The 19,889-nt window shown below is 64.9% G+C and carries 18 protein-coding genes and 1 tRNA gene; 11 read left to right on the top strand and 8 right to left on the bottom strand.

From position 1 onward, the window contains the following. Window positions 1-117 precede the first annotated feature (117 nt). Window positions 118-192 (bottom strand) — tRNA-Gly (locus AC3CCE_RS11780). A gap of 216 nt (window positions 193-408) precedes the next feature. On the opposite strand from AC3CCE_RS11780, the gene AC3CCE_RS11775 reads away from it, so the two are divergent. From AC3CCE_RS11775 to AC3CCE_RS11760, 4 genes are all read left to right on the top strand, one after another. After that, window positions 409-906 (top strand): prolyl-tRNA synthetase associated domain-containing protein, encoded by a 498-nt coding sequence (locus AC3CCE_RS11775; RefSeq protein ID WP_023672125.1) that lies wholly within the window; start codon window positions 409-411, stop codon window positions 904-906. 80 nt (window positions 907-986) lie between these two features. Further along, window positions 987-1,994: a thioredoxin gene (gene trxA, locus AC3CCE_RS11770; protein WP_023736734.1), complete on the top strand. Its 1,008-nt coding sequence runs from the start codon at window positions 987-989 to the stop codon at window positions 1,992-1,994. 111 nt (window positions 1,995-2,105) lie between these two features. After that, a complete protein-coding gene (locus tag AC3CCE_RS11765) occupies window positions 2,106-2,777 on the top strand; it encodes an LON peptidase substrate-binding domain-containing protein (RefSeq protein ID WP_352626922.1) in 672 nt (223 codons plus the stop codon). 30 nt (window positions 2,778-2,807) lie between these two features. Beyond that, window positions 2,808-3,050 carry a Trm112 family protein gene (locus AC3CCE_RS11760; protein ID WP_023672122.1) on the top strand — a complete coding sequence of 81 codons (243 nt, stop codon included), beginning with the start codon at window positions 2,808-2,810 and terminating at the stop codon, window positions 3,048-3,050. A 120-nt stretch (window positions 3,051-3,170) separates the two neighbouring features. Here the strand turns inward: AC3CCE_RS11760 and AC3CCE_RS11755 are convergent, their stop codons facing one another. The 3 genes from AC3CCE_RS11755 to AC3CCE_RS11745 are packed head-to-tail and all read right to left on the bottom strand — an operon-like array spanning window position 3,171 to window position 8,912. Beyond that, window positions 3,171-6,443 carry an error-prone DNA polymerase gene (locus AC3CCE_RS11755; protein WP_352626920.1) on the bottom strand — a complete coding sequence of 1,091 codons (3,273 nt, stop codon included), beginning with the start codon at window positions 6,441-6,443 and terminating at the stop codon, window positions 3,171-3,173. After that, window positions 6,440-7,918 (bottom strand): DUF6504 family protein, encoded by a 1,479-nt coding sequence (locus AC3CCE_RS11750; protein WP_352626918.1) that lies wholly within the window; start codon window positions 7,916-7,918, stop codon window positions 6,440-6,442. Before AC3CCE_RS11750 ends, AC3CCE_RS11755 begins: the two co-directional genes overlap by 4 nt. Further along, window positions 7,860-8,912 (bottom strand): ImuA family protein, encoded by a 1,053-nt coding sequence (locus AC3CCE_RS11745; RefSeq protein ID WP_352513583.1) that lies wholly within the window; start codon window positions 8,910-8,912, stop codon window positions 7,860-7,862. The genes AC3CCE_RS11750 and AC3CCE_RS11745 overlap by 59 nt, the downstream gene beginning before the upstream one ends. Before the next feature lie 228 nt (window positions 8,913-9,140). Here AC3CCE_RS11745 and AC3CCE_RS11740 point away from each other — a divergent pair, with 228 nt between their 5' ends. Continuing rightward, window positions 9,141-9,563: a metallopeptidase family protein gene (locus AC3CCE_RS11740; RefSeq protein WP_023699282.1), complete on the top strand. Its 423-nt coding sequence runs from the start codon at window positions 9,141-9,143 to the stop codon at window positions 9,561-9,563. 275 nt (window positions 9,564-9,838) lie between these two features. On the opposite strand, the gene AC3CCE_RS11735 is transcribed toward AC3CCE_RS11740, so the two are convergent. After that, a complete protein-coding gene (locus AC3CCE_RS11735) occupies window positions 9,839-10,045 on the bottom strand; it encodes a DUF1737 domain-containing protein (RefSeq protein WP_023673921.1) in 207 nt (68 codons plus the stop codon). 39 nt (window positions 10,046-10,084) lie between these two features. Beyond that, window positions 10,085-10,966: an HpcH/HpaI aldolase/citrate lyase family protein gene (locus tag AC3CCE_RS11730; protein ID WP_023816096.1), complete on the bottom strand. Its 882-nt coding sequence runs from the start codon at window positions 10,964-10,966 to the stop codon at window positions 10,085-10,087. A gap of 612 nt (window positions 10,967-11,578) precedes the next feature. Here AC3CCE_RS11730 and AC3CCE_RS11725 point away from each other — a divergent pair. From AC3CCE_RS11725 to AC3CCE_RS11710, 4 genes are read left to right on the top strand one after another with little or no spacing between them, the layout of a single operon-like run. Next, window positions 11,579-13,105 carry a DUF4153 domain-containing protein gene (locus tag AC3CCE_RS11725; RefSeq protein WP_023816095.1) on the top strand — a complete coding sequence of 509 codons (1,527 nt, stop codon included), beginning with the start codon at window positions 11,579-11,581 and terminating at the stop codon, window positions 13,103-13,105. Between the two features lie 4 nt (window positions 13,106-13,109). Next, window positions 13,110-13,805: a response regulator transcription factor gene (locus AC3CCE_RS11720; protein WP_023683813.1), complete on the top strand. Its 696-nt coding sequence runs from the start codon at window positions 13,110-13,112 to the stop codon at window positions 13,803-13,805. Continuing rightward, window positions 13,793-15,388 (top strand): sensor histidine kinase, encoded by a 1,596-nt coding sequence (locus AC3CCE_RS11715; RefSeq protein WP_023683814.1) that lies wholly within the window; start codon window positions 13,793-13,795, stop codon window positions 15,386-15,388. The genes AC3CCE_RS11720 and AC3CCE_RS11715 overlap by 13 nt, the downstream gene beginning before the upstream one ends. Window positions 15,389-15,417: 29 nt before the next feature. Beyond that, window positions 15,418-16,584: an NAD(P)/FAD-dependent oxidoreductase gene (locus AC3CCE_RS11710; RefSeq protein ID WP_023706810.1), complete on the top strand. Its 1,167-nt coding sequence runs from the start codon at window positions 15,418-15,420 to the stop codon at window positions 16,582-16,584. Window positions 16,585-16,793: 209 nt separating this feature from the next. Here AC3CCE_RS11710 and AC3CCE_RS11705 read toward each other — a convergent pair whose 3' ends face one another. Beyond that, entirely contained in the window at window positions 16,794-17,525 is a 732-nt protein-coding gene (locus tag AC3CCE_RS11705; RefSeq protein ID WP_023816094.1) for a DUF72 domain-containing protein, read from the bottom strand. 144 nt (window positions 17,526-17,669) lie between these two features. After that, window positions 17,670-18,095 carry a GNAT family N-acetyltransferase gene (locus AC3CCE_RS11700; protein WP_023687647.1) on the bottom strand — a complete coding sequence of 142 codons (426 nt, stop codon included), beginning with the start codon at window positions 18,093-18,095 and terminating at the stop codon, window positions 17,670-17,672. A gap of 167 nt (window positions 18,096-18,262) precedes the next feature. Here AC3CCE_RS11700 and leuD point away from each other — a divergent pair, with 167 nt between their 5' ends. Both leuD and AC3CCE_RS11690 read left to right on the top strand, forming a co-directional pair. Continuing rightward, a complete protein-coding gene (leuD, locus tag AC3CCE_RS11695) occupies window positions 18,263-18,868 on the top strand; it encodes a 3-isopropylmalate dehydratase small subunit (protein ID WP_023694556.1) in 606 nt (201 codons plus the stop codon). 64 nt (window positions 18,869-18,932) lie between these two features. Continuing rightward, window positions 18,933-19,856, top strand: coding sequence for an Ivy family c-type lysozyme inhibitor (locus tag AC3CCE_RS11690; RefSeq protein WP_023694555.1), 924 nt, complete (start codon window positions 18,933-18,935; stop codon window positions 19,854-19,856). Window positions 19,857-19,889: the final 33 nt, after the last annotated feature.

Below are 19,889 nucleotides of genomic sequence, written 5' to 3'. Positions count from 1 at the left end.
CGCGCCTGGTTCTGAGGGAGAACAAGTGTCCCGCAACGCGCTTACATCGCCGGTCTGGAAAAAGCAAAAGGCGCCCCGAAAGGCGCCTCTTCATCGCTTGATTCCCCTAGAGGAAACTGGAGCGGGTGAAGCGATTCGAACGCTCGACCCCAACCTTGGCAAGGTTGTGCTCTACCCCTGAGCTACACCCGCTCACACGGCCCTTTGGCCGCAAGCCGGGCCTATATGGCTGAAGAGCGCGGCGATTGCAACAGGGAAATGACGGGCTTTTTGGTCGCGCCAAATCGCTTGGCGGAACCTTGTCGGCCACGCGGGTGGTTCATCGACTTCCCGCATGACGGTCTTGTCTCGGCGGCATCATTGGCCGTAAACGGCTTTGCCGCGCGCCGATACAGGGGAAGACCACCAATGCCGAAGACCGAAGCCGAGCTTTTCGCCTTTCTTGCCGATCTCGGCATATCAGTGTCGACCGTGCGCCATCCGCCGCTCTATACGGTGGCCGATTCGCAGTCGCTGCGCGGCGAGATACCGGGCGGGCACACGAAAAATCTGTTTCTCAAGGACAAGAAGGACAATTTCTTCCTGGTCAGCGTCGGCGAGGAGGCGGTCGTCGACCTGAAGCAGATCCACACGATGATCGGCGCCGCCGGCCGGGTGTCGTTCGGCAAGCCGGAGATGCTGATGGAGCTGCTCGGTGTCATTCCGGGCGCGGTCACCGTGTTCGGGCTGATCAACGACACCGAAAGACGGGTCAAAGTGGTGCTCGACCAGGATTTGATAGCACATGCGACAGTCAACGCGCATCCGCTGACCAATGAGGCGACGACGTCGATCGCGTCCGCCGACCTCATCAGATTCGTCGAGGCAACCGGACATGATGCTGCTATCTTGAAAGTCTCGGCTTGATCGCCACATGGATGGCGAAAACTGACCTCTAGTTAAGGACGTCGCGCTGCTCCGCTGGGCGCGATCGGAAGGGCGACGACATGAGCGACAACAACAATCCGTTTGGCGGCCAATTCGGCGGCAATTCTGGCCAGTACACCACGTCCGTGCAATATGGCGGCGCCGAGCCGGCCAAGTCGGCACTTGGCCCGACACCCGGCGCAGCACCTGCCGCTGGCGAGCTGATCAAGGACACCACGACCGCCACTTTCGCCGCCGACGTCATCCAGGAATCGCGCAAACAGCCGGTACTGGTCGATTTCTGGGCGCCGTGGTGCGGGCCCTGCAAGCAGCTCACGCCGCTTCTGGAAAAGGCGGTCAAGGCCGCCGGCGGCAAGGTCAAGCTGGTCAAAATGAACATTGACGATCATCCCTCGATCGCCGGCCAGCTCGGCATCCAATCGATCCCGGCGGTCATCGCCTTCAAGGACGGCCAGCCTGTCGACGGCTTCATGGGCGCCATCCCCGAGAGCCAGATCGCCGAGTTCATCACCAAGGTCGGCGGCAAGGGCAATGGCGCGCCGCCGGTGGCCGAAGCACTGGCCGCGGCGGCGGAAGCGCATGCGGCGGGCGATGCGCAGACCGCAGCCGACATTTACGACGCCATCCTGGCGCAAGCGCCGGAGACGATCGAGGCGATTGCCGGGCTGGGCGAGCTTCTGTTCGAGGCCGGCGACAGCGACGGCGCCGAGGCGCTGCTGGCAACGGCGCCGGAGGCCAAGAAAAATGCGCCGGCACTTGCCGCGCTGCGTGCCAAGATGACGCTGGCTGCGGAAGCGGCAGCACTTGGCAATCCAGCTGAATTCGAGCAGCGACTGGCCGCCAATCCCGGCGACCACCAGGCGCGTTTCGACCTCGCCATGATCCAGAACGCCAGGGGCGAGCGCCATGCGGCGGCCGACAATCTTCTGGCGATTATAAAAGCCGACCGGACGTGGAACGAGGACGGCGCCAGGGCGCAGCTGCTGAAACTGTTCGAGGCCTGGGGCATGACCGACGAGGCGACGCTGGCGGCACGGCGCAAATTGTCGTCGCTGCTGTTTTCCTGAGCCGTTTGCCGGCCAAATTGCCGGGGCGTGGCTGTCGGGCCTTGCGGTCGGCGGCCGCCGCGCCAGATTAGGCCGATAACATCGCGCCCGAAGCGGGTCGGAGGAGTGAAGGTGCAGGTCGGAAACGCATTTTACCGGGTCGGCAAGGATCTGCCGGCAACCATTCCGGTGTTTCCGCTTGCCGGCGCGCTGCTGCTGCCGGGCGGGCGCATGCCGCTCAACATCTTCGAGCCGCGCTACCTGCAGATGGTGGATGAGGCGATCGCCGGCGCGCGGCTGATCGGCATCGTCCAGCCCAGCCTCAATGGCGCGTTGCGCGCCGACGGGGAGCCGGAACTGTGCAATGTCGGCTGCGCCGGGCGCATCATCTCGATGGCCGAGAGCGGCGACGGCCGCTATCTGGTTTCGCTGCAGGGCGTCTGCCGTTTCCGCATCACCAGCGAATTGCCGGTGAAGACGCCTTTCCGGCAATGCAAGCTGGCGCCGTTCCTCACCGATCTTGCCGAAGACCAGGCGGCAAGCGAGGTCGACCGGCCGGCGCTGTTGAAAGCGTTTCGCGCTTATCTGCAGGCCAACGATCTCGAAGCCGATTGGGAAAGCGTCAGCCGCGCCGAGAACACCATGCTGGTCAATGCGCTGTCGATGATGGCGCCCTACGGACCGGCCGAGAAACAGGCGCTGCTGGAGGCGCCCGACCTGAAAGGCCGCGCGGAGACGCTGATCGCCATCACCGAAATGGCGCTGGCGCGCGAGAATGAGGACTTTGGTTCCAGCCTGCAATAAGGGCTGAGCCGATGGCTGAAGGGGGATCCAATGGCTGCGGATGGGCGTGACGGCAAGTCGGTCAATGTCGATCCAAAATTGCTGGAGCTGCTGGCCTGCCCGCTGACCAAGGGGCCGCTGGCCTGGGACCCGGTGCGCGGCGAGTTGATCTCGCGGCTTGCCAAGCTCGCTTATCCCGTGCGCGACGGCATCCCGATCATGCTGCCCTCGGAGGCGCGGACTATTTCGGCGGAAGACGTGCTGTCGCCGCCGCGATTGGGTGGGCCGGGCTGAAGGGCCAGGGGTGGTTCAAACGGACCTCAGCCTAAGAAGCCATTCTGTTGGCGATCCTTCGCGCCCCCCTCTGCCCTTGCCGGCATTAATGTCATGGGCTCCCGACCGCCCTGCACTTGCCTACTGAAAATTCCGCCCCTTGGGCATGACCCTTTCAGCTTTGTCCGAGAGGGTGGCAATGTCGGGCCGGGCAGCCGGCGTCATCTCTTCCAGCAGCACCGTCAGCCACGGCGTCAAATCCTCGATCTTTTCGGCGACGATGTGGATGACGTCGGATTCCGACTGCAGCTTGCCGGTGACCTTGACGAAGCGCGCGCCCATGACGATGGGCCGGAAACGGGTAAAGGTCCGCTCCCAGAAAATGACGTTGGCGACGGCCTTGTCGTCTTCCAGCGTCAGGAAGATCGCATTGCCCTTGCCGGGCCGCTGCCGCACCAGCACCAGGCCGGCGACCGAGACCCGCCTGCCGTCGCGCACCGAGCCGAGATTGGCATTGGGAATGACGCCGGCGCGGTCGAGCCGCTCGCGCAGGAAGGCGACCGGATGCGCCTTCAGCGACAGGCCGAGCGCGCGGTAGTCGTGGATGACGTGCTCGCCGAGCGGCATTGTCGGCAGTTTTGTCTCGGGCTCGAGTTCGCGCAGCCGGATCGCCGGCTGGTCGAACAGCGGCAGCCGTTCGGCGGCGCTCTTGCCATCCAGCGCGCGCACCGCCCACAAGGCTTCACGACGATCGAGGCCGAGCGAGCGGAAGGCGTCAGCCTGCGCCAGTCTTTCGATTTCGCCGACATCGAGGCCCGAGCGCAGCCACACATCCCTGACGCTTGTATAGCCGGCGCCGCGCCGCGCGGTGAAAGCTTCCATACGCTTCTCGGCCAAGCCCTTGATCTGACGGAAGCCAAGCCGGACGGCGTACCGGGTCTTGATGACACCGCGCATTTCGGCATGGCGCCCCAGGATGCGGCCCGGATCGAATTGGGCTTTCTCCAGGGTGCAGTCCCAGTCGGAAAAATTGACGTCGACGTCGCGGATATCGACGCCATGGTCGCGCGCGTCGCGCACCAGCTGGGCCGGCTGGTAAAACCCCATCGGCTGCGAATTCAGGATCGCGGCGCAGAACACGTCGGGATAAAAGGTCTTGAACCAGCAGGAGGCATAGACGAGCAAAGCGAAGGAGGCGGCGTGGCTTTCGGGAAAGCCGTATTCGCCGAAGCCTTCGATCTGCTTGAAGCAGCGCTCGGCGAAGTCCTTGGTGTATCCCTTGCCGACCATGCCGTCGATCATGCGCTGGCGGTAATTGCCGATGGTGCCGGTGCGCTTGAAGGTGGCCATGGCGCGGCGTAGTTCGTCGGCTTCGCCGGGTTTGAAACCACCGGCGACGATTGCAATATTCATCGCCTGTTCCTGAAACAGCGGCACGCCGAGTGTCTTCTTGAGAATAGCCTCCAGCTCTGGCTTTTGATATTCAGCCGCTTCCTTGCCCTGCCGACGGCGCAGATAGGGGTGCACCATGTCGCCCTGGATCGGGCCGGGCCGCACGATCGCCACCTCGATGACCAGGTCGTAGAATTCGCGCGGGCGTAGACGCGGCAGCATCGACATCTGCGCGCGCGATTCGATCTGGAAGACGCCGAGTGTGTCGGCGCGGCAGATCATGTCGTACACGTCGTTCTCTTCCGGCGGCAGGGTGGCCAGCACATAGGGTCGGCCGTAATCATCCCGGGCCTTCGGATAATGGTCGGTGAGCAAGGTGAAGGCGCGCTTCAGGCAGGTCAGCATGCCGAGCGCCAGAATATCGACCTTCAGGATCTTCACCGCGTCGAGATCGTCCTTATCCCACTCGACCATCTTGCGCTCGTCCATTGCCGTCTTGACGATGGGGACGATCTCGTCGAGCCGGTCGCGGGTAATGACGAAGCCGCCGACATGCTGCGACAGATGCCGGGGAAAGCCCATGATCTCGTTGGCGTGGGCGATCACGTGACGGGTCGAGGTCTCGTTGCGGTCGAGGCCGCCGGCATGCGCCTCCTTCTCGCCGAGCTCCGAGGTCGACCAGCCCCAGATCGAACTGGAGAGCGCAATGCGGACATCGTCCGACAGGCCCATGGCCTTGGCCACCTCGCGCAGCGCCGAGCGGCCGCGATAGCTGATGACGGCGGCAGCCAGCGCGGTGCGCTTGGCGCTGTATTTGGAGTAGATGTACTGGATCACCTCCTCACGCCGCTCATGCTCGAAATCGACGTCGATGTCGGGCGGCTCGTTGCGCTCCTCGGAAATGAAGCGCTCGAACAACGTGTCGATGCGCTCGGGGCCGACCTCGGTGATGCCAATGCAGTAGCAGACGATCGAGTTGGCGGCCGAGCCTCTGCCCTGGCACAGAATGCCCTCATTGCGGGCGAACTGGACGATGTCGTAAACGGTCAGGAAATAGCGCGCATAATTCAGACGCTCGATCAGAGCGAGCTCCTCACTGATGCGCTGCAAGACGGAAGCGGGGACGCCCGCCGGATAGCGCGTGGCGGCCCCCTCCCTGGCCAGACGCTCTAGCTCGGCCTGCGGCCCAAGCCCTGATTGCGTCGGCTCGTCGGGATAATTGTACTGGAGGTCGCTGAGCGAGAAGGTCAGTTCGCCGGCAAAGCGCAGCGTCTCGGCCAGCGCCCGTGGATGGCGGCGGAAGAGACGGGCCATTTCCAGCGGCGGCTTCAGATGGCGCTCGGCGTTGGCCGTCAGCTCCAGCCCGACCTCGGCGACCGGCAAATTGAGGCGGATGGCGGTGAGCACATCTTGCAGCGAGCGGCGCTCGGCGCTGTGATAAAGCACGTCGTTGGTCGCCATCAGCGGCACGCCGGCGATGTCCGCCATGCCCGCCGCCTGCTCGATGCGGAAACGGTCATTGCCGCGATGATCCGGCGCCATGCCTAGCCGCAAATTAGCGCCGAAACGGTCTTTCAGTTGACGGACCAATGCCAGGGGATCGTCGGCATTCGCCGAGAGATCCGGCAGCACCGCCAGCGACAGCAGGTCGCCCCATTCGAGCAGGTCGCTGCGCTGGAGAAGGGTCGCGCCCTTCTCGTTTTCATCGCGCAAATTGGCTTGCGTCAGCATGCGGCAGAGATGGCCCCAGCCCTTGCGGTTCTGCGGATAGGCGAGAATGTCCGGCGTGCCGTCGCCGAACACCAGGCGGCAGCCGGGGTGATAGGCGAGCTTCTCGACCTTCGCCTGCTGCCAGGCGCGCACGACGCCGGCCACCGTGTTGCGGTCTGCCAGTCCGATCGAGGAAAAGCCGAGGAATTTGGCCGCCACCACCAGCTCCTCCGGCTTGGAGGCGCCGCGCAGGAAGGAGAAGTTCGACTGGATGCCGAATTCCGCATAGGGGATGACGGTCAGCGCGTTCATGCGAAGACTCCATGCATGAACCAGCGCGGCGGCACCTGCGGGTTGCCATAGAGGCCTTGCCGGTAGAGCCAGTAGCGGCGGCCGTCGGCATCCTCGATCCGGAAATAGTCACGCGTCGATGTGAGCGGATCGCTTGACGTTTCACGCCACCATTCCGGCGCGATGCGTTCCGGCCCCTCGGCGCGCGCGACCCGGTAGAGCGCGCGGCGCCAGCGGAAATTCATCGGCGGACCCTCAGGCATTTCGGTGGCCGGCACCTCGATCGGCTCGGGCGAACGGAACAGCCGGATCGGCCGTTCCGGCGGGAAGATGGTTGCGCGCGGCGCGTCTTTCGAGCCCGGCTTCCTGAGCGGTGTTTTGCGTTGTGGCGCTTCCGAGAACGGGATGGTGGCGATGGCGCGCTCCGGCAGATGGCTCTCGAGGGCGACCGGTTTCAGCACCGCACTGTCGCCGAGCCTGGCGCGGATGCGGTCGGCAAAGAGTGCCATGTCGGCGCCGTCATCCTCGGTCTCGCCGGTCAAATCGGCCTGCTGCATGTCGAAGCCGGCGGCCGCCAGCACCGAAAGCCGCACCAGGTCGAAGCCGTAGCCGGCATCGATGTCCTGTTCGAGCGCGGCCAGCCGCTCATGGAACAGGCGCTGGATAAGCTTGGGTTCGCGCAACGGTCGCGAGGTACCGACAGCGATGCGGCTGACGGCGCCGTCGACGCGAAACAAAAGCAGCGCCAGCATCCTTGCGCCCTCGCCGCGGCGTTCGAGATCGGCCTTCAGCGTCACCGCCAGCAAGAGCACCAGCCGTTCGATCTCGGCGGTCAGCACGACCGGCTCGGCCAGGTGGCGTTCGACCGAAAGCGGGGCCACGGGCAGGCGCGGCGATACCGCCTCGTCGAGGCGGCCGAGCGCCTGGTCGAGCCGCAACAGCAAGGTCGCGCCGAAGCGACGGGCGAGCGGCGCGCGCGGCGCTGCCATGACCGCGCCGGCGGTCCGCAGGCCGACGCTTTCCAAGCTGGCGCGGATATCGGCCTCGATGCGCAGTGCCGCCAGCGGCAAGGGGGCGAGCAGCGCTTCCTCCTCGCCGGAGACAACGATGCGGTTGCCGCAGAAGCGCGCCGCCGCCCAGGCTGCACCCGGCGTCGCGGCCAACCCGGCGCGGACATCGAAACCCTGCTGGAAAAACCGCGCAAGGATGTCGTCCAGCATGGCGCGCTCGCCGCCGAACAGATGCGTGCAGCCGGTGACGTCGAGATAAAGGCCATCAGTACCGTCGAGCGCCACCAGCGGCGTATAGCGATCGCACCAGTCGGCGAGGCCTTCGAGCAGCCGGCGATCGGCGTCCGGATCGGCCTCGACGACGTCGATCGAGGGATGCATGGCGCGCGCATCGGCAATGCCCATGCCAGGCTTCAGATGCAGCGCCTCAGCCCGCTCGTCGAGGGCCGATATGCGCTGGGCGTTGCGGTCGCGATGGCTGATCACGAGCGGTGGGTGAGATGGCGGCAGATGATCCGAAGGCCGGGAACGCCACGACCGTCCCAGGCGCTGGCGCAGGATCCGTTCTGCCGCCAGATGCGGGAACCACAGCGACAGAATTCTCTGCCCGTTTTTCGCGGGGCTTTCTTTCTTCGAATGCGTGTTCATCGGGGTTCCACTCCAGTGTGAATTGTCCAGGCAGAGCGGTGCGGCTCTTGCCGATGCTGACGGTGAAGGCAGGCCGGCCGATCGAGCCGGCGAGCGACCCGGCGATCGTCCGGCGGCTCGCCGCTGGTGCAGCCGACACGATGAGGCGCACCGGGGCGGCGGTCGGCTCGGCTTCGCCGGCCTGGCGCAGCAGGAACACCGGCCGGCCGGCGTTTTGGGCGCGCGCGTGCAGCCGGCGCGTCGCGGTGAGGTCGAGCCGCTGCGGGCTGCCACGGATTTCGAGGATGATTGCGGCGAGCGCCGTCATCTTCGCGGCCTCCTCGGCTACCCACAGCGCATCGGTGAGTTTCGGCGCCTCGGAAAACAGCAATTGCTCCGGGGCGATACCGAACATGCCCTGCAATCCCCTGGCATAGGGAAAGCCGGCCTCGCGAAAAATCTCCGATGTGCCGATCCACAGCACGGGCAAGGGCTGGCCCCTGAGGATCAGGCTGACCAGCGACAGCACAAAGCCGGCGACGGCCCCGGCATTGCGGGTCTCAAGGCCATGGATTTCGTTCAAGGCGGCTTTCGGCAGGCCGCCGCTCAGCGCCGCATCGAGGCGCTCGACGCCGGTGGCCAGGAAAGCATCCGGCGAAGCCACGGCAAGCCCGCGGCGGATGATGGTGACATCGGCATTAGGTTCGGGCGCACCGCCGATAGCGCTGTCAGGGCACGCACGAGGTCGCTCGCCGGCCGGCACGGCCAGGCGCTCGGGCAGCGTTCCCTCGATCTTCGCGATCTGGCGGCGCAGGGCAAAAACAGTCTCCCGCGCCACGGCTGATGTCGCCATGACGGTCAATTTCTCTCATAATTGTTCCTGTTATGTTCCTATAGATTCCAGAGGGTGCCGAAAGAGTCAAGCGGAGTCAGAAGGAATTTATTCCTTGATCAAAGGTAGCGAGCCAACCTTAGGCTTTGGTCGCAGTCATTCGGTGCAAAGAAACAGTCATTGGCCAGGGACCCGTCCATTTGCCGAGTCCGGAGGGAAAGCCTATATGCCGGGATCAAAGGACAAAGCATGGCCCGCATCTACAAGACCCGCACCTGGCACGACGAACTCTCGCCCTCGATCGAGGAGATGGAGTTTCTGGCGCTGGAGGCTTACGCGCATCTGCCCGACGATTTCCGCAAGCTGACCGGCGAGATCGTCATCATGATCGCCGAATTCCCGACCGACGAGATCATGGACGATCTGTCGCTGGAGACGCCGTTCGACCTGCTTGGCCTGTTCGAGGGCCGCGGCATCGCCGAGCGCTGGAACCCGCAGACCGGCGAGGGCCCGAACCGCATCACCCTCTACCGCCGCGCCATCCTCGACTACTGGGCCGAGAACGAAGAGACGCTGGGCGACATCGTCACCCATGTGCTGATCCACGAGATCGGTCACCATTTCGGCCTGTCGGACGATGATATGGAAAAGCTCGAAGAGGCGGCGGAATAGCCCCCGCCTTTGTCATCCCAGGGCGAAGCAGGAGCGAAGCTCCGTCGCGAAGACCCTGGGATCCATGCCGTGACGGCGGTGCAGGTGCCGCGGTGCAGGAAAGCAAGCGGTTCTGCGAACAGCACAGATCCGCAGTAACGAGCGCCGGCACAAGCGTCATCTGATCCGCTGCACTCTAGGGCAAACGGCACGGCATGGATCCTAGGGTCTGCGTCGCGTCGCTTCGCTCCTTGCTTCGCCCTAGGATGACGAAGACGCGGAGGTTGACGCCTTCCCTACCAATCACTCAGCTTCGTATCCGGCCCGTATTCCTGGCCGTCGATATCCTTCACCACCGCCTGGCCGCAGCGCATCGATTTGGTCTTCTTGTCGTAGGCGTAGGTCGGCGAGCCGTACAGGTGCCAGCCCTTGTTCAGCGCCGCGGTCACCTTGTGGCAGAAGGTTGAATCGTCGGGGGCGGACAAAAAGCGGTAAAGTCTCATGGGTCAGGTCCTGTCGTGAGTTCGTCTTTTCGGGGCGGATCATGCGCCGATGGCGGCGGCCTTCGCCAGCAGTTTCTCGGCTTGCACCAGGTGCAGCCGTTCGACCATCCTGCCATCCAGCGCAATCACGCCCTTGCCGGCATTTTCGGGCAAGGCGAAAGCCTCTTTCACCGCGTGCGCCTCGGCCAAGGCTTCGGGCGCGGGCGCAAAGGCGCGGTTGGCGATTTCGATCTGGGCGGGGTGGATCAGCGTCTTGCCGTCGAAGCCCATGGCGGCGGCTTCCGTGCATTCGCGCGCAAACGCGTCGAGGTCGCGAAAATCGTTGGAGACGCCGTCGAGCATGTCGATGCCGCCGGCTCGCGCCGCCAGCACCATCTGCATCAGCCAAGGCACGAGGTAGCGCCGATCAGGCGTCGCCAGAATGCCGGTTTCCTTGACCAGATCGTTCGTTCCGGCAACGAAACAATTTAGCCGCGAAGCGCGATCGCGGCCGAGTTCGGCAATGGCGCCGATATTGAGCATGGCTTTGGGCGTCTCGATCATCGCCCAGAGCTTGACGCTGTCGGGGGCAAAATTATCGTCGAGCACGTCGCCGACTTCGAGGATGTCACGCGGCGTGGCGACCTTGGACAACAGGATGCCGTCGGGCTCGAATTTCGCCGCGGCCAGCAAATCGTCGTTGCCCCATTCGCTGGACAGCGCGTTGACGCGCACGATCATCTCGCAGCGGCGTTTCGGTCGGCTGGCGAAAATGCCGGCCAGTTTGTCCCGCGCGGCGATCTTGTCTGAGGGCGCGACGGCGTCTTCGAGGTCGATGATCACGGCATCGCAGGCCAGCGTCGCGATCCTGGCCAGCGCCTTGTCGTTGGAGGCGGGGACGTAAAGCACCGAGCGGCGCGGGCGGTAAGGTTCGCTTGTCATGGCCGATCTATGCCGCGTGGGGGCGGGTGAGGCAAGCGTCCGACCGGTACCTGATGACGAGCCAACTGCGAAAGCTTGCGCTGCCCGCCCGTCCCGCAGCAGTTGCGGAAGGGGGGCCTTTCCTCTCCCCCGTCGATCGGGGGAGAGGTGTCGAGCGAAGCTCGACGGAGTGGGGGTCGACCCATGCGCTCAGTGCCCTTCCGATGTCCGTTCGCGGCGATTGCCAGGTGGTTCCCCCACTCCGTCTCGGCTTCGCCGAGCCACCTCTCCCCCCTCCGGAGGGAGAGGAAAGGAGCCTGGCTGGGACAGCGCCAACGTCCGGAAAGATGGGGGGGAGCGCCCCGGCCGTAAGCACAGGTCCTGCACGAAAACTGCACATCCCTGCGGAAAACCTCCTCCGCTCCGCCCCGCCGTTTCCATGCGAGCCCGCGACAACAGCGGCATGCAACAGCGAAACGCTCACCTTTGGTCCTTGCCCTATCGCCTGCGCAGCGAAAGCTGGTGGTTGGTCGATCCGCCCCGGGCGGCGGCCCGCCCTTACCTGGAAGCGAGCCTGCTCCCTTTTATCCGCCCACCGGCCGAGCGGACCCAGCCCATCAGGAAAATCCGCGCATGACATCGTTTGCAAGCTTTTCCAGCCGCTTCGGCATCGCCGTCCTGCTCGTGGCGCTGGCGGATTTTTTCTTTTACGGCCAGCCCGCCGGGATCACGGTGCTGCTGTTTGCCATCCTGATCGCCGGCGCGGTGGTCGCTGTGCATCCTGCCGCGCTGAATTCCACCCGACCCTGGCTCAAGCCGGCCGCTTTGTTCGTCGCGCTGCTGCCGCTGGCCGAGAACGTCAGCCCGCTGTCGGTGGCGATAGCTGTCGTGGCGCTGGTGGTGTTTGCGCTGTCCCTGTCCGGGCGGCTACGGCACGGCATCGCCCGCATTGCCGGCCAGGTGGCGCTGTTCCTGCTGGCGGCGCCGCTGCGCCTTATCCGTGACTTTTTCCAATGGCGCCGCACGGTGCGCCGGCTTGGCGGCCGCCGCATCCGCCTGGCGTCCATCATCGTCTGGGTCATGCCGGTGACGCTGGGCGCGGTGTTCCTGTTCTTGTTCGGCGCCGCCAATCCGGTCATCGAATACTGGCTGTCGCTGATCGACCTGATGAAGCTGCTCGATCTCATCCAGCTGGCGCGGATCGTCTTCTGGCTGTTCGTGATCGCCGGCGTCTGGGCTTTCCTGCGGCCTCGCCTGCCGCGTTTCCCGCGCCGCCTTCCACCTTTGACGCCGCCTGCAGCCGTGGCCGCACCGGCCGCGACTAAACCAGCGACAACGATCGAGGCCGTCGTCTTCGGCAAGGCCGCGATCCTGCGCGCGCTGATCGTCTTCAACGCCTTGTTTGCGCTGCAGACCGGGCTCGACGCAGCCTATCTCTGGGGTGGGGTCGCCCTGCCGGACGGGTTGAGCTATGCCGCCTATGCGCATCGCGGCGCCTATCCACTGATCGCCACCGCGCTGCTGGCCGCCGGCTTCGTGCTGGCGGCGCTGCGGCCGGGCAGCGAAACCTCAGGCGATCCGCTGATCCGCCGGCTGGTCTATGCCTGGGTGGCGCAGAACATCGTGCTGGTCATCTCGTCGATTCTCAGGCTCGATCTCTATATCGGCGTCTATGCACTGACCTACTGGCGCATCGCCGCCTTCGTCTGGATGGGGTTGGTGGCGTCAGGGCTTGCACTGATCATTGCCCGCATCGCGGTTGGAAAATCCAACGAATGGCTGCTCTCCGCCAATCTTGCGACGCTATCGGCGACGCTTTATGTCTGCTGCTTCATCAACTTCGCCGCAACGATCGCCAATTTCAATGTCGACCATTCCCTTGAAATGACCGGTGACGGCACGCCTATCGATACCGAATATCTGCGCTCGCTCGGCGCTGCCGCCATGCCGGCGCTGGACCGCCTCTACATGCACCAATTCGGAAACCAAACCACCTATCTGGCCGAGCAAATGATGATCGACGACACTATCGCCGAGCAGAAGCAGTGGCGCGCCTGGAGCTTTCGCGGCTGGAGGCTCGTGCAGGTTCTCGACAAGAGAGGTCCGCTCGTGCTTCCTCCCCCTACCCAGCCCTCGCAACCTTCAGTGCCGGACCGTTAGATCCATGCCGCATCAGATCCTGGTCGCCGACGACGATCCGCACATACGCGAGGTCATCTGCTTTGCGCTGGAAAAGGCCGGGATGAAGACGCAAGCGGTGGCCGACGGCGCGGCCGCCTTGCAGGCGATCGAGCGCCGCGAGCCCGACCTCGTCGTGCTCGACATAGGCATGCCGGAGATGGACGGGCTGGAGGTCTGCCGGCGGCTCAGACAACGCTCCGATGTGCCGGTGTTGTTCCTGTCGGCGCGTGACGAAGAAATCGACCGTATCCTTGGACTGGAGATGGGCGGCGACGACTATGTGACGAAACCGTTCAGCCCGCGTGAACTGGTGGCGCGCGTCAATGTCATCCTGCGTCGCGCCCGCCCGCTGGCGCCGGATCCGGCCGATGACAGGGCCTTTGCGCATGGCAAGCTCAGCCTGGTGCCGGCCAGCCACGGCGCCAGTTTCGACGGCAAGGCGCTGGCGCTGACGGCGATCGAATTCTCGATCCTGAAGGGATTTCTGGCGCGGCCGGCGCATGTGCTGGGGCGCGACCTGGTGGTCGCCAGCGCCTATGCCGCCAACATCCATGTCGCCGACCGTACCGTCGACAGCCACATCCGCAACATCCGCGCCAAGCTGGCGGCGGCGGGCTGTCTCGACGCCATCGAGACCGTGCATGGCGTCGGTTTCCGGCTCGGCCGATGCGGCGCCTGAGCGACGCCAAATGGATCGGCACCAAATGGCGGCCAAGGCTGGCCACGGTGGTTCTCGCCATCCTCATCATGGTGCTGGCGCTGCCGCTGGTCGGCTTGTTCTTCTTCCGGCTCTACGAAAACCAGCTGATCCGCCAGACCGAGGGCGAGCTGATCGCGCAAGGCGCCGTCATCGCCGCCATCTATGCGCAGAATATCAGTGACGCCGCCATTGCCCCGGAGAAGCTTGGGGTGCCGATGCAGGCTGACAGCGGCGAAGCCAGCCGCGGCGACGACACGCCTTACCAGCCGATCGAGCCTACCCTCGATCTCGCCTCCGACTATTTGCTGCCGACCCGGCCCGCCGGCATTGCCGCCGCCACCGATCCAGCCTTCACGGCCATCGGCGCGCGACTGTCCGGCATTCTCGACACGACGCAAAAAACCACGCTGGCCGGCTTCCGGCTGCTCGATCCCAAGGGCGTCGTCATTGCCGGGCGCGACGAGGTCGGACTATCCCTGGCCAATGTCGAGGAGGTGCGCGAGGCCCTTGCCGGCCGCTATGCCAGCGCATTGAGGCAACGAATCCCCGATCAGCCGCCGCCGCCGCTCTATTCGGTCAGCCGCGGCACGAAAGTTCGTGTCTTCGTCGCCATGCCGATTGCGGTCGCTGGCCACGTCGCCGGCGTGATCTATCTCTCCCGGACGCCGAACAACATCGTCAAACATCTCTATGGCGAACGCGGCAAGGTGACGCTGGCGGCCATTGCCATGCTGTTCGGCACGCTGCTGATCGCGCTGGTCTTCCTGCGCACCGTCAGCCGGCCGATCTACGCGCTGATGGAGCGCACCAGGCGCATCGCCGCCGGCGACCGCGACGCGATCCGGCCGCTCGACCATCACGGCACGCGCGAAATGGCGGAGCTGTCCGCCGCCTTTCTCGACATGGCCGAAAAGCTGCAAGCGCGCTCCGACAGCATCCAGACTTTTGCCACCCATGTCTCGCACGAGCTCAAATCGCCGCTGACGGCGATCCAGGGCGCGGCCGAGCTGCTGCGCGATTCCGGCGAGGCGATGGATGCCGCCGAGCGCAAGCGGTTCTCCGGCAACATCGTCAATGACGCCGGCCGGCTCAATCTGCTGGTGCGTCGCCTGCTCGACCTGGCGCGCGCCGAAAATCTGGCGCCGAGCGGCGAAAGCACATCGCTCGATGCAGCGCTGGCGCTGCTTCCGGTCGATGGCCGGCTGGCGGTCAACATTGAGGCGGGTGGCGAAATCGGCCTGCGGATATCAGCCGAGAATGCGGCGATCGTGCTTGCCAATCTGATCGACAATTCGGCCAGGCACGGAGCCACCCAGGTTCTTCTCTCTGCGGCCACCGCCGACGGCAAGGCGACCGTTGCGGTCAGCGATGACGGCGCCGGTATTTCGCCGAGCAACAGGGCCCGCATTTTCGAGCCGTTCTTCACCACGCGCCGTGAGTCCGGCGGCACCGGCATGGGCCTCGGCATCGTGCTGGCCCTCCTGAAAGCGCATGATGGCACGATCGCGCTGGTTGACTCCGGACGCGGCACGCGCTTCGAGATCATTGTGCCGGCGGCGTGAAGCATACCGGCGGCCGGATCGGAGAAAACGTGCGCTACGACATTGTCATCATCGGCGGGGCCATCGTCGGCTCCTCTGTCGCCTATTATCTGCGCGAGGAAGGCTTTACCGGCTCGATTGCGCTGATCGAACGCGATCCGCAATTCGCCCATGCGGCAACGACGCTGTCCATGGCCTCGATCCGTCAGCAATTCTCGATCCCGGAAAACATCCGGCTGTCGCAGTTCACGCTAAACCTGTTCCGGCGGCTGAAGGAGACCTTCGGCGCCGATGCCGATATCGGCTTTCGCGAGGGCGGCTATCTCATCCTGGCCGGCGAGGCCGGGTTGCCGATCCTGAAAGCCAACCACGAGGCGCAGGTCGCCGAGGGCGCCAACATTCTGCTCGAGGATGCCGACCAGCTGGCAAAGCGCTTTTCGTGGCTGTCGACGGAAGGCATCAGCGCCGGCGCCTTCGGCCGCAGCGGCGAGGGCTGGTTCGACGCTCATGCGATGCTGACGCTGTTCCGCAAGGCGCTGCGCGACAGACAAATCGATTTCATCGCCGCCGACGTCACCGGCATCGAGAGGCAGGGCAACCGCGTCACCGGCGTGGACCTCGACAATGGCGAAAGACTGCAAGCCGGCATCGTCGTCAATGCCGCCGGGCCGAATGCCGGCAGGGTGGCCGGCATGGCGGGACTCGTGCTGCCCGTCGAGCCGCGCAAGCGCAACGTTTTCGTCTTCGAGGCGCGGGAAAAATACGCCGACATGCCGCTGCTGGTCGACCCATCCGGCATCTATGTCCGGCCGGAAGGCTCGGTCTATCTCACCGGCGGCGCCGAGCCGGAGGAGGGCGATGGCCCCGCCGACCCCCGGGATTTCGGCGTCGACTGGCCGCTGTTCGAAGAGGTGATCTGGCCGGTGCTGGCAACCCGCATTCCGGCTTTCGAAGCAATCAAGCCGACCCGCGCCTGGGCCGGCCATTACGACTACAACACGCTCGACCAGAACGCGGTCATCGGACCGCATCCCGAGGTCGAGAATTTCATCTTCGCCAACGGTTTTTCCGGCCACGGCCTGCAGCAGGCGCCGGCCGTCGGCAAGGCGCTGGCGGAGTTGTTGGTGCATGGCGGGTATCGGACGGTGGATTGCTCGGCGTTTGGGTACGAACGGGTGGCCGAAGGTCGGGCGTTTCGGGAATTGAACGTGATTTGAGGCGGGCGGAATAGGATCGCTCTGTCGAGTTCCCGCCCACCCCCCTCTGCCCTGCCGGGCATCTCCCCCGCAAGGGGGGAGATGGCAGCTTCGGCGAAGGCGCCATTCTTGCAACGTCGGAGATTGGCGAAAACGGTCGCGGCATCTGATCTCCCCCCTTGCGGGGGAGATGGCCGGCAGGCCAGAGGGGGGTGCTGTCCCGCGAGAGTCTAAGCAACCATCGCACTGACAGCCATCGCGTTGCCCAGCGCATGCCCGGCGGCCGTGTTGTCGAAAATGCCCCAGACCTCTGCGCCGGAAACTGCCGCTGCTTCCACTTGCCGCGCAAACCGGTCGAGCGTTTCGGCATCGTAACCCGAATAGTAGATCCGCGGCGCGCCGTGCCAGCGGAAATAGGCAAGGCCGGGCCAGCCACCTGGCCCTGCTGCCTCCGGAACCGAAGCCGGGTCGGCGGCGACCCGTGCGACCTGGTGACCGGCCAGCAGTGCGTCCGCCTCGGCACTGAACCAGGTGGGATGGCGCGGCTCGCATGCCAGCCTTGCCCGGATACGCCTGCCCAACATGTCGAAGAAGCCGCCGGCGACCTCCGGCTCGAAGGGCAAGCTCGGCGGCAGCTGCACCAGAAGCACGCTCAGCTTTTCGCCGAGACCTTCGACCTGCCCGAGAAAGTCCTCCGTCAGCCCCTCGCAATCGGCGAGGCGATGATCATGGGTCATGTTCTTCGGTGCCTTGACCGCGAAGCGGAAGTGCTCCGGCACGGCGTGCGCCCAGCGCTCATAGGTCTCGCGGCGGTGCGGCTTGTAGAACGTGGTGTCGATCTCGACGGCCGGAAAGCGTTTTCCGTAACGTTCGAGATGCGAACCGGATTGCGGAAAGTCAGCCTTGTATCGAGACGGAATTCCCCAGCCGGCGGTGCCTATCAGAGATCGGCGATTTCCCATCCTGCGGATTTGGACCGGATGAAGCGCGGGTCAAGGGCGACAAAGGAGGCGTTGCTCCGCGGTGTCCTGAACACCGTTCCGCATTGCCGAGAACCTTGCCCGCCTTGACTGCCCAACCCGATCGGCAATTGCGCTCGACGCTCGTTAGCCCTCGCGGGAGAACCAGAACGCGTCGGCCATTCGCGTCATGCCGATACGCTCATAGAAGCCGACGGCGTCGGGCATCGAGATCAGGCTGATGGCGACCGAAGGCCCAAGCTGCCGGCGGGCCGCGTCCATCAGGCCCTTGCCGATGCCGAGGCCTTGCGCAGATTGGGATACGGCGAGCTCTGAGACATAGCACACCCAGGAAAAGTCGGTGATGGCCCTGATAACGCCTATCAGCGGCCTGCCTTCGATGTCGAGCCGCGCCGTCAGCACCAGGTTCGCGGCCGAAAGCATCGCCTGCAGCCGGGCGTCGTCATCGACGGGGCGTGTTTCGCCGAGCGTGGATTCGACCAGCACGCGGCGGAATTCGGCGACGTCGAGCTCAGGCTCCCGGGCATAGATAATCTTCGATTGTGCGGTCATGGGCGTAAGGTGCACCAACGGCAGCTGGTTTTAAAGACAGTGCCGCGCCGATCTTTCGATCGGGGCCGCGCACCAACAGTTGCCTTTTATTTGCCGGCGGCTTTGTGTAAACCGGGCGCCAGCAAACCCTGACGCAACGAATTATCGATCAAGAACGGGCAAAAGCCATGGAAAAATTCACCAAGCTCACCGGCGTCGCCGCACCGATGCCGATCGTCAATGTCGACACCGACATGATCATCCCCAAGGATTATCTCAAGACGATCAAGCGCACCGGGCTCGGCAGCGGCCTGTTCGCCGAAATGCGCTACAAGGACGATGGCTCGGAAAACCCCGACTTCGTGCTCAACAAGCCAGCCTACCGCAAGGCGCAGATCCTGGTCGCCGGCGACAATTTCGGCTGCGGTTCGAGCCGCGAACACGCGCCGTGGGCGCTGCTCGATTTCGGCATTCGCTGCGTCATCTCGACGTCGTTCGCCGACATTTTCTACAACAACTGCTTCAAGAACGGCATCCTGCCGATCACCGTCAGCCCCGAAGACCTGGAGAAGCTGATGGACGACGCCTCGCGCGGCTCCAATGCGACGGTGTCGGTAGACCTCGAGGCCAAGGAAATCCGCGGCCCCGACGGCGGCGTGGTCACCTTCGACCTCGACGACTTCAAGCGCCACTGCCTGCTGAACGGTCTCGACGATATCGGCCTGACCATGGAGAAGGCCGGCGCCATCGCCTCGTTCGAGAAGAAGAACGCTGCCGAGCGTCCTTGGGCCTGAGTGGTACGAGATGGCCCGGCCGCCACAAAGCCGGGTTCGTGGCGGCTGAACGGAGGGGACAGTCATGACACGTTTTCTTCTTGCCGGCGCCTGCGCGCTGGCGTGGATGCTGATGCCGGTGGCCGGCGCGCAAGCACAGACCGACACGGTCCTCGTGCCGGCAGAAGATCCGTCCGCCGCCGATCCGGGCGCGTCGAGCAATGCGGCCCTGGCGGACGATGACAGCCAGGGGCCGGTCCCGTTCGAGGGCGGGCAGCTGACCATCACCCAGCCGGAGCAGGATGGCGAAAAGGTGCTGGCCTATGACGGCAAGCAGCTGGCCAGCAATTACGACGTGTTCTTCGACAGAACAGTCAAGGTCGGCGGCGTCGACGTGGCGCTGGTCGATGTCGGCGACGGCGGCAACCAGTGCGGCCCGGCCAAGGTCATCGTCTGGAAGCCGGAAGGCGGCGAGATACAAAGCCTCAAGGTCGAACAGGACGAATGCGGCGCGCCGCCGGCGGCGGTGGCCGACAACGCCATCTTTTTCGTGCCGTATCTGTTGCCGGGCGATACGAAGCAAGCGCTGCAATGGTCGCCCAGCGACGGGCTGACGATCTCGGGCGACCTGACCTACGCGCCGGAGCCGGGTACGGACTGGAAGGACGTCGATCCGGCCAAATACCAGAACATCATCGACGCCTTCCACAATGAGGCCGTCTACAAGGCGGCGCAGACGCTACTCGGCGACACCATGCCCGACATGGCGACCAGCCTGCTGGTCGGCGGCGGCACCGAAAAGACGGCGTCGGGCGCCTTCTACGCCACCGGCTGCGTGCCGCACGCATGCGGCAGCAATGACGGTTTCATGGCGGTCGACCCGGCCAAGCACACGCTCTACTTCGCCCGGCGCGGCGACAATGGCGAGCCGCAGGCGTGGCCTGACGTGAAGACCTGGCCTGCGGATGTGAAGGAAGCAATGGACAAGGCGCAGGAGTCGGGGAACTAGAGTTCGCGGCAGCGCGGCGAACAATCGGTGTTC

This window comes from Mesorhizobium sp. P160187 (assembly GCF_057766425.1).
Note: the sequence above shows the minus strand (reverse complement) of the source record. Positions and strands in the feature narration are given on the sequence as shown.